Annotated in this window: 16 protein-coding genes and 1 tRNA gene; all 17 read right to left on the reverse strand. The window is 50.9% G+C overall.

Features of this window, described 5'->3' with window-relative positions; translation table 11 throughout:
* Positions 1-37 precede the first annotated feature (37 nt).
* Positions 38-508 carry a NiFeSe hydrogenase maturation protease gene (gene hysD / locus ACK5LI_RS00865; RefSeq protein WP_416945738.1) on the reverse strand — a complete coding sequence of 157 codons (471 nt, stop codon included), beginning with the start codon at positions 506-508 and terminating at the stop codon, positions 38-40.
* A 197-nt stretch (positions 509-705) separates the two neighbouring features.
* A complete protein-coding gene (hysA, locus tag ACK5LI_RS00870; RefSeq protein WP_416945739.1) occupies positions 706-2,172 on the reverse strand; it encodes a NiFeSe hydrogenase large subunit HysA in 1,467 nt (488 codons plus the stop codon).
* Between the two features lie 36 nt (positions 2,173-2,208).
* Positions 2,209-3,162, reverse strand: a complete 954-nt coding sequence (gene hysB / locus ACK5LI_RS00875; protein WP_416945740.1) for a NiFeSe hydrogenase small subunit — start codon at positions 3,160-3,162, stop codon at positions 2,209-2,211.
* Positions 3,163-3,649: 487 nt separating this feature from the next.
* Positions 3,650-4,900: a transcription termination factor Rho gene (rho, locus tag ACK5LI_RS00880; protein WP_416945778.1), complete on the reverse strand. Its 1,251-nt coding sequence runs from the start codon at positions 4,898-4,900 to the stop codon at positions 3,650-3,652.
* 343 nt (positions 4,901-5,243) lie between these two features.
* Positions 5,244-5,759: a CarD family transcriptional regulator gene (locus ACK5LI_RS00885; protein WP_416945741.1), complete on the reverse strand. Its 516-nt coding sequence runs from the start codon at positions 5,757-5,759 to the stop codon at positions 5,244-5,246.
* 92 nt (positions 5,760-5,851) lie between these two features.
* Complete coding sequence (gene pth / locus ACK5LI_RS00890; RefSeq protein WP_416945742.1) at positions 5,852-6,457, reverse strand: aminoacyl-tRNA hydrolase; 606 nt, start codon at positions 6,455-6,457, stop codon at positions 5,852-5,854.
* A 126-nt stretch (positions 6,458-6,583) separates the two neighbouring features.
* Positions 6,584-7,165, reverse strand: coding sequence for a 50S ribosomal protein L25/general stress protein Ctc (locus ACK5LI_RS00895; protein WP_416945743.1), 582 nt, complete (start codon positions 7,163-7,165; stop codon positions 6,584-6,586).
* Positions 7,166-7,227: 62 nt separating this feature from the next.
* Positions 7,228-8,169, reverse strand: a complete 942-nt coding sequence (locus ACK5LI_RS00900) for a ribose-phosphate diphosphokinase (protein ID WP_416945744.1) — start codon at positions 8,167-8,169, stop codon at positions 7,228-7,230.
* A gap of 43 nt (positions 8,170-8,212) precedes the next feature.
* A tRNA-Gln gene (locus ACK5LI_RS00905) sits at positions 8,213-8,288 on the reverse strand.
* Between the two features lie 3 nt (positions 8,289-8,291).
* Positions 8,292-9,275: a 4-(cytidine 5'-diphospho)-2-C-methyl-D-erythritol kinase gene (locus ACK5LI_RS00910; RefSeq protein ID WP_416945745.1), complete on the reverse strand. Its 984-nt coding sequence runs from the start codon at positions 9,273-9,275 to the stop codon at positions 8,292-8,294.
* Between the two features lie 2 nt (positions 9,276-9,277).
* Positions 9,278-9,820 carry an ATP-dependent protease subunit HslV gene (hslV, locus tag ACK5LI_RS00915; protein WP_416945746.1) on the reverse strand — a complete coding sequence of 181 codons (543 nt, stop codon included), beginning with the start codon at positions 9,818-9,820 and terminating at the stop codon, positions 9,278-9,280.
* A gap of 13 nt (positions 9,821-9,833) precedes the next feature.
* Entirely contained in the window at positions 9,834-10,397 is a 564-nt protein-coding gene (locus tag ACK5LI_RS00920) for a macro domain-containing protein (protein WP_416945747.1), read from the reverse strand.
* Between the two features lie 2 nt (positions 10,398-10,399).
* Positions 10,400-11,851, reverse strand: coding sequence for a M48 family metalloprotease (locus tag ACK5LI_RS00925; protein WP_416945748.1), 1,452 nt, complete (start codon positions 11,849-11,851; stop codon positions 10,400-10,402).
* A gap of 2 nt (positions 11,852-11,853) precedes the next feature.
* Positions 11,854-13,311, reverse strand: a complete 1,458-nt coding sequence (gene cysS / locus ACK5LI_RS00930) for a cysteine--tRNA ligase (RefSeq protein ID WP_416945749.1) — start codon at positions 13,309-13,311, stop codon at positions 11,854-11,856.
* Between the two features lie 35 nt (positions 13,312-13,346).
* Positions 13,347-13,787, reverse strand: coding sequence for a ribose 5-phosphate isomerase B (rpiB, locus tag ACK5LI_RS00935; RefSeq protein WP_416945750.1), 441 nt, complete (start codon positions 13,785-13,787; stop codon positions 13,347-13,349).
* A gap of 37 nt (positions 13,788-13,824) precedes the next feature.
* Positions 13,825-14,214 (reverse strand): hypothetical protein, encoded by a 390-nt coding sequence (locus ACK5LI_RS00940; protein ID WP_416945751.1) that lies wholly within the window; start codon positions 14,212-14,214, stop codon positions 13,825-13,827.
* A 54-nt stretch (positions 14,215-14,268) separates the two neighbouring features.
* Positions 14,269-15,051, reverse strand: a complete 783-nt coding sequence (locus ACK5LI_RS00945) for a hypothetical protein (RefSeq protein ID WP_416945752.1) — start codon at positions 15,049-15,051, stop codon at positions 14,269-14,271.
* Positions 15,052-15,112 lie beyond the last annotated feature (61 nt).

Below are 15,112 nucleotides of genomic sequence, written 5' to 3' on the forward strand. Positions count from 1 at the left end.
CCTTGAAACAAGGCAGCCTTTGATATTGTGGTCCCGATTACGCCATTTCTTGAAGGATTTTATGTATATCCTCTCTGGCCACATCTAAAAACTTTTCAAACTTTTCCTGACACGGCTCTGACAATCCTATGTTCCATGTAGTGATGTCTTGCGGTTCCATACCCACAACCTGCAGGTAGGGGCGTTTGCCCCGCAGCTCCGCCATCTTAAGCGAATCAATGAGGTCAACATCATGAATGGACAGCCGTTGGTTGTCTTTTTGGATCAAGTCTTCTTCAGTCAGCCTGTAGATGGTTCCCGGAGCGTGACCCGCGTGGATTACGTCAAGTACCAGCAACCTGTCGTAGCCTTCAAAAAGATAGAAAATATCCTGTGTAAAAGTACCACCTTCCATAATGGTGACATTTTCGGGCCAGGTCTCTTTTTGGAGAGCTTCTGCGGCAAAAACACCGACACCGTCATCTGTAAGTAGACTGTTACCGATTCCAAGGACCAGCAAACGGGGCATGCGAGCTCCTTCGTCAAGTTGTTTCCGTCGGTTGTAGCTTTGTATTTTGTGGTTTGCAAGACCGGTCAGTCCGTTTGCAGTGCAAAATAAAAAGGGGCCCGAAGGCCCCTTAGCGAAGCAAGGTAGGTATTCGACTAGAATTCGACTACGGAAACCTTACCGGACTCTGCGTGCAGCACGTGCACAGCGCAGCCCAGTCACGGGTCAAACGCACGTATGAGGCGCGCGATATTGACGGGGTTTTCCAGATCGGGAACGGGAGTGCCGATCAGCGCTTCTTCTACAGGACCGCGGTTGCCCATGTCGTCACGGGGGTTGCAGTTCCACAGAGTTGCGGAAACGATCTGGTAGTTGCTGATAACCGAATCTTTGATGTCGATGTAGTGCAGCAGCGAACCGCGGGGGGCTTCGGTAAAGCCAGTGCCCTCGGATACTTCAGGAATCTCGGAAGGTACGTAGGTTTCTGCTCCGGGTATTACTTCTTTCAGCCAGCGGTCGATGAAGCCGAGGGTCAGCCAGGTTTCTTCCGCACGGGCAACGTGGCGGCCCATGAGGGAGAAAGCAAGGTCTTCACCAAGGTCACGGAAGTACTTGGCGTTGATCCCGTAGTTTTCTTTCAGCATCTTCTGGCCGATGGGGCTTAGTTCGGGGTTGGCAACCCACATACGGGCAAGCGGGCCAACTTCGCAGGCTTTGCCGTCGTAACGGGGGGCCTTAACAAAGCTGTATGCGCCGGGCTTGTTCGGATCGGGTACCGTCTGACCTTCGGTGTAGTGCAAGCCGGTGGTGTTATCGTCGAACCAGCTGTATTTGACGTATTCTTTGATAAGCTTGGCGTCAAAGGGCTTGTCCTGACCGTCTACGTATACACCGGGCTTGAGTGCAAACTCGGTTTCATCGTCGTTAAGCGGGAATACGCCGAACGATACACAGTTTTTGTAACCCTGACCGAAGGAGAAGAGATCTTTGTATACGCTGCCTACAAGGTAAACTACAGGAACGTATTTCTCTTCAATGAACTTACGTACTTTTTTCAGGCGGGCAGCGTATTCGACCAGAGCTTCCTTGGTGGGAATTTCGGTGGTGCCGCCAACTACCTGACCCTGAACGTGAGGCATTTTGCCGCCGAAAATGGCTACCATTTCGTGGCATATGCGACGTACTTCGAGGGCTTCAAGATACTGGTCTACCGCAACCTGGTTCACTGCAGAGGGCAGACGCAGATCAGGCTCTTTAAAGCGGGGTACGAAAGGTGCAGTTTCAGGACCCTTTACGAAGTCCAGCGCTGCAAGGTGGTAGAAATGCAGAATATGCGACTGCAGGTAGTTTGCACTCAGAATCAGGTTTCTGGTCAGGCGGCCGTTGGTGGTCACCTTGACTTTGAAAGCCTTATCCAGTGCCATAACAGAGGCAGTGGAGTGAGCTGTGGGGCAAACACCGCAGATACGTTGTACAATCTGCGAAGCATCACGGGGATCGCGGCCGCGCAGAATCTGCTCAAAGCCGCGGAACATGCCGCCGGAAAGGTGGGCATCAACTACTTTGCCACCTTCAACAACGACTTCGGCCTTCAAGTGGCCTTCAATTCTGGTAACCGGATCGATAGCGATTTTGGTTTTGCCGCTAACGCCACCGGCTGCCATTTTATTCGTGCAACCAGACATGTGGTCTCCTCCTGAATTTGATCAAACGCTGGATACTTATGCCTCGTAGAACGGAGACTTGCCGTCGGGGAAGTCTGGTTCTACGCAACCGATGCAGATAGCATTGTCGATGCACCAGTTAACGCCGTTGTTCCATTTGCGTTTATAGCAGTCTGCCATGGTGGAGGGGCCTTTACATCCGAGATCGTACCGGCAGCCTTCTTTCTGGGTGAAGGTTTCCGACATGATCATTTCGTCGAACTGAGGCAGGTAAGGACAGTTGTCGTGGATGTTTGTGCCGAAGAAGGGAGTGGGGCGGCCTTCGCTGTCGAGCAGTTTAACCACTTCGCCGAGACCGCCTTCGAGGCCATGCTTTTTGATGGCATCAAGGGCGACCACAACCGTGCCCACGATCCAGTCAGGATGGGGAGGACAGCCAGGGATGTTCACCACAGGAGTCTTGATGCCTTCCTGTTCAAAGTACTGCTGAACAGACATGGACTCTGTTACGTTGCCTTCTGCAGCGGGGATACCGCCGTAAGCGGCACAGGTGCCTACTGCGAGTACAGCGGCGGACTTTGCTGCGATGTCGCGCATGGCGTCGGCAATGGAGATTTCTTTATGGTTGATGTCACCGATGATGCAGTATTTGCCGTCGGCAGCCGTGGGAATGGAGCCTTCGACTACTACAAAGAACTTGCCTTCGTACTTCTCAACGATCTTCATCATGTGCTCAATAGCCTGTTCGCCTTCCCATGCCATGACGGTGGGGTGGAATTCCAGACTAATGACATCAAGAAGAACATCCTTGATGCTGGGGTGAACACTGTTAAGCAGCGAAACGGAACATCCGGTACAACCCTGACCCTGCAGCCAGAGTACCGGCGGACGCTCGCCTTTCAGCGTATCAGCCAGTGCGTCGCGAATCGCGGGATGGAACATTTGGGATACCCCAAAGCCCGCAACTGTGCCTGTGCACAGTTTTACAAAATTACGCCTGCTGAGACTCATCCCTGCCTCCTTCAACGTTGGGCGTTTATGAATCCGATGCTGTAACAAATAGCTTCGGTCAAATTTGATAGAAAAATACAATCCAGCCAAATCTTGTGTCAACGGAATGGTAAATAAGAATCGGGAAAATTATCAAGAATTCTGATATGTCAGTTTGTGTGTAATGGTTGTGCATTCAAACATGTCTAAAAGTGCTATCAAAATTAGAAAACGTAGCACTAATAGAAGGGGATGTGTCATGGCAGGAATCAGCAGAAAGAGAAATGTCGTGTTTTACATGATGGTTGAGTGTGCAAACATTGTGCAAAGAGTGCTGTTGCGGGCTTGCGAAGAGTGAGTAGAAAATGGAGGGCGGGGTATGGTCTGGCTTCCAACAAGATAAAATTGGAGAGAAAAAAGGCAGACTTCTGGAGGGAGGGTAATGAAAATAAAAAACCCTGCCTTATTAATGTATAAGGCAGGGTGATGGGGTTCGTGTGACCGTGGCTTATTTGTTCATACCGATGAGGAAGTCACGGTTGCTTTTTGTGCCACGCATTTTGTCCAGCAGGAATTCCATACTGTCGACAGAGTTCATGGGCGCAAGGATTTTACGCAGTATCCAGACTCTGTTCAGTACTTCATCAGAAAGGAGCAGGTCTTCCTTGCGGGTACCTGTTCTGTTGATGTCGATAGCAGGGAATACACGTTTTTCAGCAAGATGACGATCAAGGTAGATGTCGAGGTTGCCGGTGCCCTTGAACTCTTCAAAGATAACTTCATCCATGCGGGATCCGGTATCAATGAGGGCAGTGGCGATAATGGTCAAGCTGCCGCCTTCTTCAATATTACGTGCAGCACCGAAGAAGCGCTTGGGACGCTGCAGGGCATTTGCATCAAGACCGCCGGAGAGTACCCGGCCGGAGGAAGGCGTTACGGCGTTGTAGGCGCGTCCGAGTCTTGTGATGGAGTCTAACAGAATCACTACATCACGCTTGCGCTCGACAAGGCGTTTTGCCTTTTCAAGCACCATCTCACAGACCTGTACATGACGTTGCGGAGGTTCATCGAACGTTGAGCTGATGACTTCGGCATTCTTGACGGTGCGTTCCATGTCAGTCACTTCTTCAGGACGCTCGTCAATCAGCAGAACTATGAGGTAGACGTCGGGGTTATTTGCGTTGATAGAGTTGGCAAGATTCTGGAGAAGGATGGTTTTGCCTGTTCTGGGCGGGGCCACGATAAGTCCGCGTTGCCCGCATCCAATAGGAGCCATCAGGTCGATGACTCTGCCGGAGAAGTTTTTATCTCCGTTTTCCATGACAAGCTGTCTGTCAGGATAAATGGGGGTCAGGTTGTCAAACAGAACAAGGTTTTTTGCTTTCTCCGGAGGCTGGAGGCCAATCTCCGTAACTTTCAGCAGAGCAAAGTAACGTTCGCCTTCTTTAGGAGGCCGTATCTGCCCTGAAACAATGTCGCCTTTGCGTAGGGTGAAGCGTCGGATTTGAGAAGGAGAAACATAGATGTCGTCAGGGCCCGGCATGTAGCTATACATTGGCGAGCGCAAAAATCCGAAACCATCGGGAAGAATTTCCAGAACGCCTTCACCATAGATTGCACCGTTCTGAGAAGCACAGTTTTGCAGTAACGCGAAAATAAGCTCCTGCTTACGCAGGTTGCTGGGGTTTTCAACGTTATACTGGTCAGCCAGCTCCATCAGTTCAGCCATGCTTTTTGTTTTTAACTCCGAAAGGTACATATGACTATCGGGGTTTGCAGGGGGCTGATGATGAACGATGTTTTTCTTACGCGTGTACTTTCTTTTTGTGTTTTCTTGCTGTTCCATTGCAAGACGCAGGGGGGCTGAAGGTGAGAAAAGCACCAGATTACAAAGCTGCGCTATATAGAAGCGCTCAAGTAAGTCCTGACCCGCGAAAAATCGATGAAGTGTCGCGTGGTAAGCAAAATGAATCTGGTTATGACAGGAAAAAGGAGACTCGTAGCAGAGTCGGTGCAAGCACCACCTGAGTGGGTACTTGCGGATACCAAATACTTGGCTCAGTTAAAAAACCTTAGCCTAAAGCCAAAGTCTTGGCAAGAAGCTATTCTGCGCTTTCAACTGGTTTAAGAACATCTTCAAAGAAACTTTCAATCTGTTCTTTGATATCGTCTTGCGTAGTACCAAGTGCATGAGCAAGTTCAAGGGTTATAAGACCCATAGATTGCTCAAGAAGACGCCGCTCGCCAAAAGAAAGCTCTTTGTCTTTGCCGATGAGCAGCAGTTCTTTCAGGACATAGGCCACATCATCAAGGCTGCCGCTTTTAAGTTTTTCAGAGTATTCACGATATCTTCTGTTCCAGTTCTGACCGGTGTAGCCGGTAAAGTCAGAGCGGTCCTGAAGAGATTCGAGTATCTTGCGTCCCTCTTCTGCCGTGCACAGCGCGCGCAGCCCTACGTTTACCGCATTTTTTACGGGAACCATAAGGGTAACATTGTTACTTAAAATACGAACGATGTAAAATTCGGCTTCTGCGCCGCCTACACTCTGCTTCTCAAGACGTTCGACTTTACCAACGCCTTGAGCAGGGTAAACGACAAGTTGGTCGGGAACAAACACTTGGCACTCCTTGAGGGATTCTCTAGCCGCTGAAAGGACTTTGCATAATACCCTATCAAGCGGTGAGAGTCTATGGCTATTTCGTGCTCCAGCTACTGGATATTTTGAGAGTTTACAAACTGCACGGCGGCATCGGCACCTTGCTCAATGAAAAGGCGTAACCCTTCCATGCCGGCTTCAAGTATCTTCTCTACTACCGGCTGCTCCGTTTTACTGAATCGTCCCAGTACATGTCCAGTCGTCTGAACGCCCTGAGGCTTGCCGATTCCCAGACGCATTCTGTGGAATTCCTGACTTCCGATGAGTCCCGCAATGGACTTTAAGCCGTTATGTCCCGCAAGCCCGCCGCCTGTTTTGAACTTGAGCCGGCCAAGAGGCAGATCTAGTTCGTCATGCAGGACAACAATTCTTTCGGGGGGAATCCGATAGTAACCACAAATATGCGCTACAGCCTCGCCGCTCTTGTTCATGAACGTCATCGGCTTGGCTAAAAGCCATGTCGTGTTGGTGCCCAGAGGCGAGCACTTCCACAGGTCATATTTTTTTTTGCCGGTAGTTAACGCTGAAACAGAGTAGGGCGCTGACGCTCGGGCTTCATCAAGCAAGGCGTCGATAAGCATAAATCCCAGATTGTGCCTGGTGTTTTCATACTCTTTACCGGGATTACCTAGGCCGACAATAAGACCATCTAAGTTCATAATGCTTGTCCGGTGGGCTGGATAACGGAAGCGGGAGAGGTTCAGCTAAACGGGAATGCGGCCCCGTATATGGATACGAGGCCGCATAAAAGCATAATATATCCCGAAAGGGGAAGGCAGAAGCTGCTATTTTTCTTCAGCTTCGGCGCCCTTACCACCGCGGGGAGCGGACACGCGCACGATAACGTAGTTGCTATCGAACTTGCAGTGTCCGTCTTCAAGCTTGATGTCGGCAACGTAAACTGCATCGCCCATGTTCATGTCGGAGACATTAATAGCGATTTCGGTAGGAATTGTGCCAGGCTTTGCAACAACGTCAACAAAATCACGGTAAACTTCCATACGACCACCGATCTTGGTGCCCTTTGCAACGCCGGTAACCTTCAAAGGTACACGCACCTTGAGGGGCTTTTCCAGATCTACGCCGAAAAGGTCAACGTGGGTGAAGATAGGCTTGTAAGGATGACGTTCAATCTGCCAGATCAGGCAGGGGGAGCTTTCACCTTCGATGTCTACGTTGAAAATAGTGGTTTTGCCGGCTGCGGTAAACACTTTTTCCAGCTTGAGACCATCAATAGTAACGGGAATGTTTTTGCCGTTGCTATTGTAGAAAATGCCGGGAACCTGATTGGTGCTGCGCAGCCTGCGATTGGCACCTTTGCCCAGGTCTTCACGCTTCTGGACGCTCAGTGTCATCTGCTGAGACATAGTTCTCTCCTTTCAAAAAAACGTCGCGCTATTCTTGCGGCGCGTGTGATACGTGTTTGTGCCTACACAAAAAGCACGCTGACAGATGATTCCGTGTGGATGTTGTGGATGGCTTTTGCCAGCAATCCTGCAACGGAAAGAACTTTCAGCTTGCTGCATGCCTGCAGTTTGGGGCCGAGCGGAATTGTATCAGTAACGACAACCTGCGAGAAAGCAGACTCGCAGAGGCGTTCAATCGCCGGTCCGGACAGCACTGGATGTGTTGTGCAGGCCATCACTTCTTTGGCGCCTTTGGTCAGCAGCACTTTGCCTGCAGCAACCATGGTGCCGGCTGTGTCAATCATATCATCAACGACAATGGCGGTTTTGCCTTCTACGTCGCCGATAACGTTCATAGCTTCGGCCTGATTGGGCTTGTCGCGACGCTTGTCGATGATTGCAAGAGAGGCGCCCAGACGCTTTGCATAAGCGCGTGCGCGCTCTACGCCGCCAGCATCGGGCGATACGATAACAATGTCGTTGGAGACTGTCTGACGCAGGTAGTCAAGAATGACGGGTGCTGCGTAAAGGTTGTCTACCGGACAGTTGAAAAAACCCTGAATTTGCCCTGCGTGCAGGTCTACGGTGACCATGCGGTCCATGCCGGCAGTCTGGAGCAAGTCAGCGGTCAGCTTGGCGCTGATAGGTGCACGAGGGCTGACCTTACGGTCCTGTCGTGCATAACCATAATATGGGACAACAGCAGTAACGCGGCCCACGCTTGCTCTTTTAAGAGCATCGAGCATCAGGCCGAGTTGCATCAGGTTGTCGTTAACCGGAGCACAAGTCGGCTGTACGATGAATACATCATCACCGCGAACATTGTCGCCGATTTCGATTCTGATTTCACCGTCACTGAATGTTTCGCACAGCGTAGGAGTCAGTTGGCAGCCGAGGTGGTTGCAAATGGCGCTGGCTAATTCCGGATTGGCGGTGCCGGTAAGGATTTTTAAATCGCCATGCATTGTCATAAGATCCGGGACTTTTTTATGGTTCACACAAAAAAAATGGCAGGGGCGGAAGGACTCGAACCCTCGAATGACGGGACCAAAACCCGTTGCCTTACCGACTTGGCTACACCCCTGCATTATAACCGGTGGAAATATGTTGCCACACCGCTTTGTATAAAAAGCTGCGCCGCGCTCTCGGCCTCTGCTTTGTCCCTGAAAAAGCCGAACAGACTGGAACCGCTACCACTCATCAGAGCGGCTGAGGCGCCTTGCATAAGAAGCAAGTTCTTATACTGCCTAAGCTCGGAATGGACCGAGAATACCACCGTTTCAAAGCTGTTAAAGAGCCACAGGGCACGAGAGACAGGTTTACTATCGGCTTGTTCCTCAGTTGTCAAGTTGTCATTTGTATTTTTTTTCCATTCAGTCGGGCTGTGCCCGCTTGAAAGTTCCGTTGATGTTGCCAGGCCGCTCAGGGCTGCAACTTCTTCCGGATTATACATAATGACAGGTCCTTGCACTGCGTTGGCGGAATCGGGCTTATGGGATGAATCCCACTGACCGTACGCCCAAGCCGTCGGTACCTGTACACCGGGGCAGACTAGTACAAGGTACCACCCACAAAGGTCAAGAGGTAAAGGTAAAAGTTTTTCACCAATTCCGGTCGCAAGGCATGGTTTATTATGCAGAAAGAATGGCACATCGGCGCCTACTGAGGCCGCAACCGCATTCATTTGTTGTGCAGTTAACCCTTCTTCTCCTGCAATGGAATTAAGAAAAGTTAGTATCTTTGAAGCATTGGCGCTTCCGCCACCCAGTCCGGCTCCGTCAGGCACCCCTTTTTTAAGGTGCACCTTCATGGCAGGGGCCGGGCCTCCAGCTTTTTTATATGCTTCCCATGCCTTGCAGATAATGTTGTTTTCACCGCACAGGTCATTACGCTCGCATTCTATTGTTATACCATCGCTTGCCGGCGTAACGTGCATTTCGTCATAGGGTACTGCCAGAGGATAAAAGAGAGTTTCCAGCTCGTGATAGCCGTTGGGTAACTCTCCCTTGATTTGCAGGTGCAGGTTGATTTTGCAGCCTGAGCGTAATGTCTGCGCGGTGAACGATGGCATTGCTAGATTCTTTCTGCGTTTTCCACGGTGAGCTGATCATTTGTAAAGACACACAATTCGCCTGCAATGGCCATAGCCTTGCGGACAATTTCTTCTGCAGGAAGGGAAGTGTGGCGCTGAAGTGCTCTGGCTGCGGATAGCGCATATGGACCGCCGCTGCCGATAGCTGCTACTCCGTCGTCAGGCTCGATAACGTCGCCTGTACCGCTGAGCATCAGCAGGGTAGTTCCGTCAGAAACCAGTAACATTGCTTCTAGACGTCGTAGAAATTTGTCTTTGCGCCAGTCCTTTGCCATCTCCACGCTGGCACGAAGCAGGTTACCGCCAAATTCTTCCAGCTTTATTTCAAAGCGTTCAAACAGGGTGAACGCATCTGCAGTGGAGCCTGCAAAACCTGCTATGATTTTATCTTTATATATACGGCGGACTTTACGGGCTCCATGCTTCATCACGATAGCCTGCCCGAGCGTCACCTGCCCGTCGCCGGCCATGGAAACTCCGTGTTCATCTTTCACTGCCAGTATAGTAGTGCCTTTCAATTGCATATGTATCTCTCTTTTAAGACAGCTCGGATACGTCCCGGGCTGCGGTTAGCCATTTTTTGCAACTAGGCTTGTTGTACAGTACAAAGGAAATTTTGCTCGGAACACCGGCTTGTTGCAGATTGTCGATAGTACATTGTAACGCCAGAGGAGCTGCCTCCTCTACAGGAAAGCCATATACTCCGCAACTTATTGCCGGAAACGCTATATGGTGGATTTCATTTTGGTCGCATAGTGCCAGACAGGCATTGTAAGCATTGCGTAATGTTTTGTGCTCATTATTGTTTCCACCCTGCCAGATCGGGCCAACAGTATGAATGATGTACTTTGCAGGCAGGTTGAACGCGTCTGTTATCATAGCCTGACCCGCAGGAAGACTGCCATGTACTGCAATCCAGCGGGAGCAGGCTGCCGAAAGCTGTTTGCCTGCCGCTGCGTGAATGGCACCATCCACACCTCCGCCTCCAGCCAGTCTGCTGTTGGCTGCATTGACAATGGCACCGGCTTTGAAACGGGTAATGTCTCCCTGCACAAGCTCCAGCCGTTTTCCACCGACAGGCCATGAAGATATAATCTGCATGATTACCAGAACTCCGCACGTTCCGCATGGCGGGCATCAAACAACTCAAGGGCTTTCTGGTTTTCTTCGGTGCGGGCAAGTGTTTCAGCCTGCTTGCGGTGGAACTCAACCTTTCGTTTATCATTTTTATACAGAGCACTGTACGCAAGCTGTAAATGGCCTTCGAAAAGCCTGCTGTTTTCGCCCAGCATCCTGCCATAATAGTAATGGACTTCAGGATCTTCCGGAAGTTTTCTCAATACCTGCTCATAGTATTCCACCGCTTTGTCAATCTGACCGTTATCGGCCAGAAGCCGTGCAAAGAAAAAAAGCGCCATCAGGTCATCCGGGTTTGACATGACTGCACGTTGCAACAATGTGGCTGCTCGCTTCTGGTCTCCCTTATTGTAATGAAAGCGACCAGCTTCGCGTAAAACAAGAGCGTCAGAGGGCGCAGCTTTCAAGGCGCTGTCGAACATTTCGGTTGCCACTGCGATTTTGTTCTGACGGGCGTAGACAATTCCTTTGCCCATCTGGGCGAGAGCAGGCGCAATGGCGGTGGAAGTATTGAAGTAATGCAGCGCCGCTTCCTGATCGGCAAAGCGTGCCCTGATCAGAGTCTGGATACGGCGGAAGCGTGAGTTGTCATCTTTGCGGTCCCGGACATCCAGAGGGAGCAGCCTGACTTGGTTGCTCAGATATTGGATGCGTTGCTGCACGTCAGGGTGTGTGCTCAGATATTGGGGGACACCGCCACCGCTACGCCACTGTTGCTTCTGGATGTGGACAAAAGCATTTGGAAGTCCCCATGGAGAAAAGCCTGCTTTGATGAGGTACTGAATGCCTACCTGATCTGCCTCGCGCTCATCTGTACGGCTGTAATCAAGCATGGCGGCCTGTCCGGCAGCGGCAGAGCCCAAAATCAAAGCGTCCTTGCCTTCTCCTTTGCCGAGCAGGAGCCCTGCAAGCAGGCCGGCCATGGAGAGAAGGCTGATTTTTTGCGCAGCCTCAATACGCTTGGCAACATGGCGTTGTGTTACATGTGCCAATTCGTGTGCCAGCACACCGGCAACTTCGGATTCATTTTCAAGGTTAAGCAAAAGCCCTGTATAAACAAAAACATAACCACCAGGTGTTGCGAACGCATTCAGTTGGTTACTAAGGACTACGCTGGTCTCAAAAGGAAAAGGCTGTGGCGGGACGACAACCTGCAGACGTGCTACAAGGTCGCGTACATAGTTTGCTATTTCAGGGTCTTCAATAATAGGAAGACGGGATTTGACAAGTATCTTGAACTTTTTGCCCAGTTCAATCTCGTCTTTTACAGTAAATTCACCAAAGCTGAAGGCATAAGCCAATGAGGCTGCTACGGGGCTGAACACCAAGATGAAGCACAGGGCTACTACCAGCAAAATCGGGGTAGGGCGCCTTTTCAGGCGCCCGGATTCCGATCGGGTGAATATGGGTTGCAACATGACTATGCGATGTCCCAGACTGCTCCTGCAGGGGTATCCTGTACCTCAACGCCCATTTGCGCGAGTTCATCGCGGATGGCGTCGGAGCGGGCAAAGTCTTTAGCTTTTCTGGCTTCCTGCCGTTCTACGAGCAATTGCTCTACCTTTGCAGCTTCAATGTTTCTACGGGCTGCTTTGCAGTCGCGCAACTCACCGAGGAACGCTGCAGGAGATGCGCTGAACAGACCCAGAACACTACCCCAAAGGGCAATGACTTTCTGAATGCGGACAAACATATCGCGACCGCCTTCACTTTTGCGCATTGCTTTATCTTCGGTAACTCTGTTGGCAAGACGCACAAGGGTGAACAGGTGGCCGAGGGCGGCTGCAGTGTTCATATCGTCCTGCATGGCATTGTTCCATGCAGCCTCAATCTGATCAGCTTCCTCAACCAATTCCTGAGGCAAGGAGTTGGGCGTCCACTTGGATTTTTGCAACTCGGTATCGATGAGAGCAAGCGTCTGATAGATGCGCTTCAGGTTCTTTTCTGCTTCATCCATACCATTGAACGTGAAGTCGATTGGGCTCCTGTAGTGCTTAGTCAGCAGGAAGAATCGCAGAGTCTCGGGAAGGTAATTTTCAAGAATGTCACGAATGGTGCTGAAGTTGCCCAAAGATTTGGACATTTTTTCAGAATCCACCTGTACGAATCCGTTATGCACCCAGTAGCGTGCAAACTCCTTACCTGTGGCAGCCTCAGTCTGTGCTATTTCGTTTTCATGGTGAGGGAAAACAAGATCCTGACCGCCGCCGTGAATGTCCAGCGGTAACGGCAGGTGTTTTTCGCTCATTGCAGAGCATTCGATATGCCAGCCCGGCCGACCTTGCCCCCAGGGGCTTTTCCAGCTGGGTTCGTCCGGCTTGGCACTTTTCCACAGAGCAAAATCCAGCGGGTCTTCTTTTTCTTCACCGGGGGCAACACGGGCTCCGGAACGCATATCATCTACGTCTCTGCCGGAAAGCTTGCCGTATTCGTCAAACTTGCGGACGCGGAAATAGACATCGCCGGAAGGAGTTGCGTACGCTTTTTCCTTTTTGATCAGATCTTCGCAAAGAGCGATCATTTCGTCGATGTGCTCCGTGCACTTAGGCTCGATGTCTGCACGCAGGCAGCCCAGCTTGTCCATATCTTCGTGGAACGCGGCAATGTATTTTTCCGCTACCTGCTGGCTGGTCATGCCCACTTCATTGGCACGCTTGATGATTTTGTCGTCTACATCGGTAAAGTTGCGGACAAAGGTTACATCAAGACCGGTGTGCCTGAGATAACGGATAAGCACATCAAAAACGATAGAAGAACGAGCGTGACCCAGATGGCAGAGATCGTAAGCGGTGATACCGCATACGTAAACGTTGGCCTTGCCTTCATGCAGGGGAATAAATTCTTCTTTTTTTCTGGAAAGCGTATTGTAAATCAGCATTCAATGTCTCCGGTGCGGAGGCCAGAATTATGTATCTAGGCCTTGGAAGAGTCGAACAGGTCTATGCGGCGCTGATGGCGTCCGCCTTCAAATTTAGTTTCAAGGAACAGCTTGGCAAGCTCAATAGCTACACCGGGGCCGGTTACGCGCTCTCCAAGACACAATACGTTGGCGTTGTTGTGCTGACGGGTGGCCTTTGCATGGAACTCATTAGTGCAGAGTGCGGCGCGGATACCGGAAATACGGTTGGCAGCCATGGACATGCCGATTCCGGTGCCGCAGATAAGAATGCCCTGCACGTCGTCTTGCAGAACTTTTTCGCAGACTTTCTGAGCAAAAAGAGGGTAGTCGCAGCTTTCAGCAGTAGCGGGACCCATATCATGTACATCGTATCCGCCTTTGATCAGTTCGGCTACGATGAGCTCTTTGAGGCTGAAACCCGCATGGTCTGAGCCGATGATTACTTGCTTGGCCATTTTGTTTCCTTATTTGGTTTGCGTTCGCAACAGGAGTTTATTCCGCAGAATTTTCTTCAAGGCTGCTACGCTGCTTTTCAATAAAGCGGGTGCGCTGTTCCTGAAGTTCCTGTTCCAGTCGCTTGATTTCATCACGCAGAAAATCCACCTGTCTGAAAGCCAGGTCAATTTCCGGCGTTATTTCTATAGAAGCAGGTGAGTCCTTGGAGGTGGTGACGCTTTTTGCGGCTCTGATGGCCTCCTCACTCGTCCGTCCCAACAGTACCAGTTCCTGCGCTATACGTTTTTCAACCTGACGCACTTCATGAGCGTGGACTGTGCTGCGTACAAGCCAGCGCAACTCTCCGGAAAGAGTCCTTAACCCTATGGAGAGGTTCTGCAGCATAGCGGGGATTGATTCAGTCAGCAGCGTGGGAGCAGAAGGCATAGGTACGTCCTCCAGAAATGTTTACTAGAATAGAAGCCGGAAAGCGATCTTCTGTTAGTGCATGCGAATGGGCTGTATTTTGATTCCAGCCGGAAGTTCCAGAGCAAGCTCGGCTTCCGTGTACTGCGAATTGTGCCTGTTGCGTGATTTGATAAAAAGTGTTGCTGTTTTCTTATCTGTCATAATCACGTCAATCTTGTCAGGCAATGCTTGGGGCGCGTTTGAGTACCGTAAAAAATCGATCCGCCAGCCTTGGCGGCCCTGAGTTGTCCACTGTACAGGTCTTCCAAGCGGGTCCAGCAACAACAGGTCATCCTCAGTCCCTTTGTGCGAAGAGGGCAGACTGTATGCTATCACGCCGTTGCCGACAACTGTTGCAGATGTGAATTTTTCGGGGAAGAACTGTGTGTAGTGTCCCTGAACAAGAAGCACCATGTCTTTAATGGTAAAAGGGATCGGCAGTCCCAATGCGAGCGCCGGTTTTCCTTTACCGTTGTGGACAAGGGCTTTATCTTCCCTCGGGCTGAAAGCGACAAACTTTTGATGATCTTCACGGACCTGAGCTACCATTGCCCCGATACCTGCTTCCACATCCAGCCTTAAAGGGTAGCTCTCGTTTCCCCATATGCGCATGGTTACCCTGTGGCCGGAATCACCGTTTTGATATCGCAGGCTGGCAATAATGCTGAAAGGGCCGGAGTCGGCTTCCCTTTGGGAAGAACTCGCCAGAAATTGTGTCCAGCGTTCAAGCGCTTCTGCCGGATCAGCTTGAGGTTGCGTCTGTTTTCCGGCGCAGCCCCCGAACATGACAAGCAGCAGCACAGAAAGGCTGAACAAAAGCAGCTTCCGGGAGCTTGCTGAAACTCTGGCTATACCTTTCTGGCGATGGGCAGACGTT

Source organism: Oleidesulfovibrio sp. (genome assembly GCF_047973035.1).
Classification (GTDB): domain Bacteria; phylum Desulfobacterota; class Desulfovibrionia; order Desulfovibrionales; family Desulfovibrionaceae; genus Oleidesulfovibrio.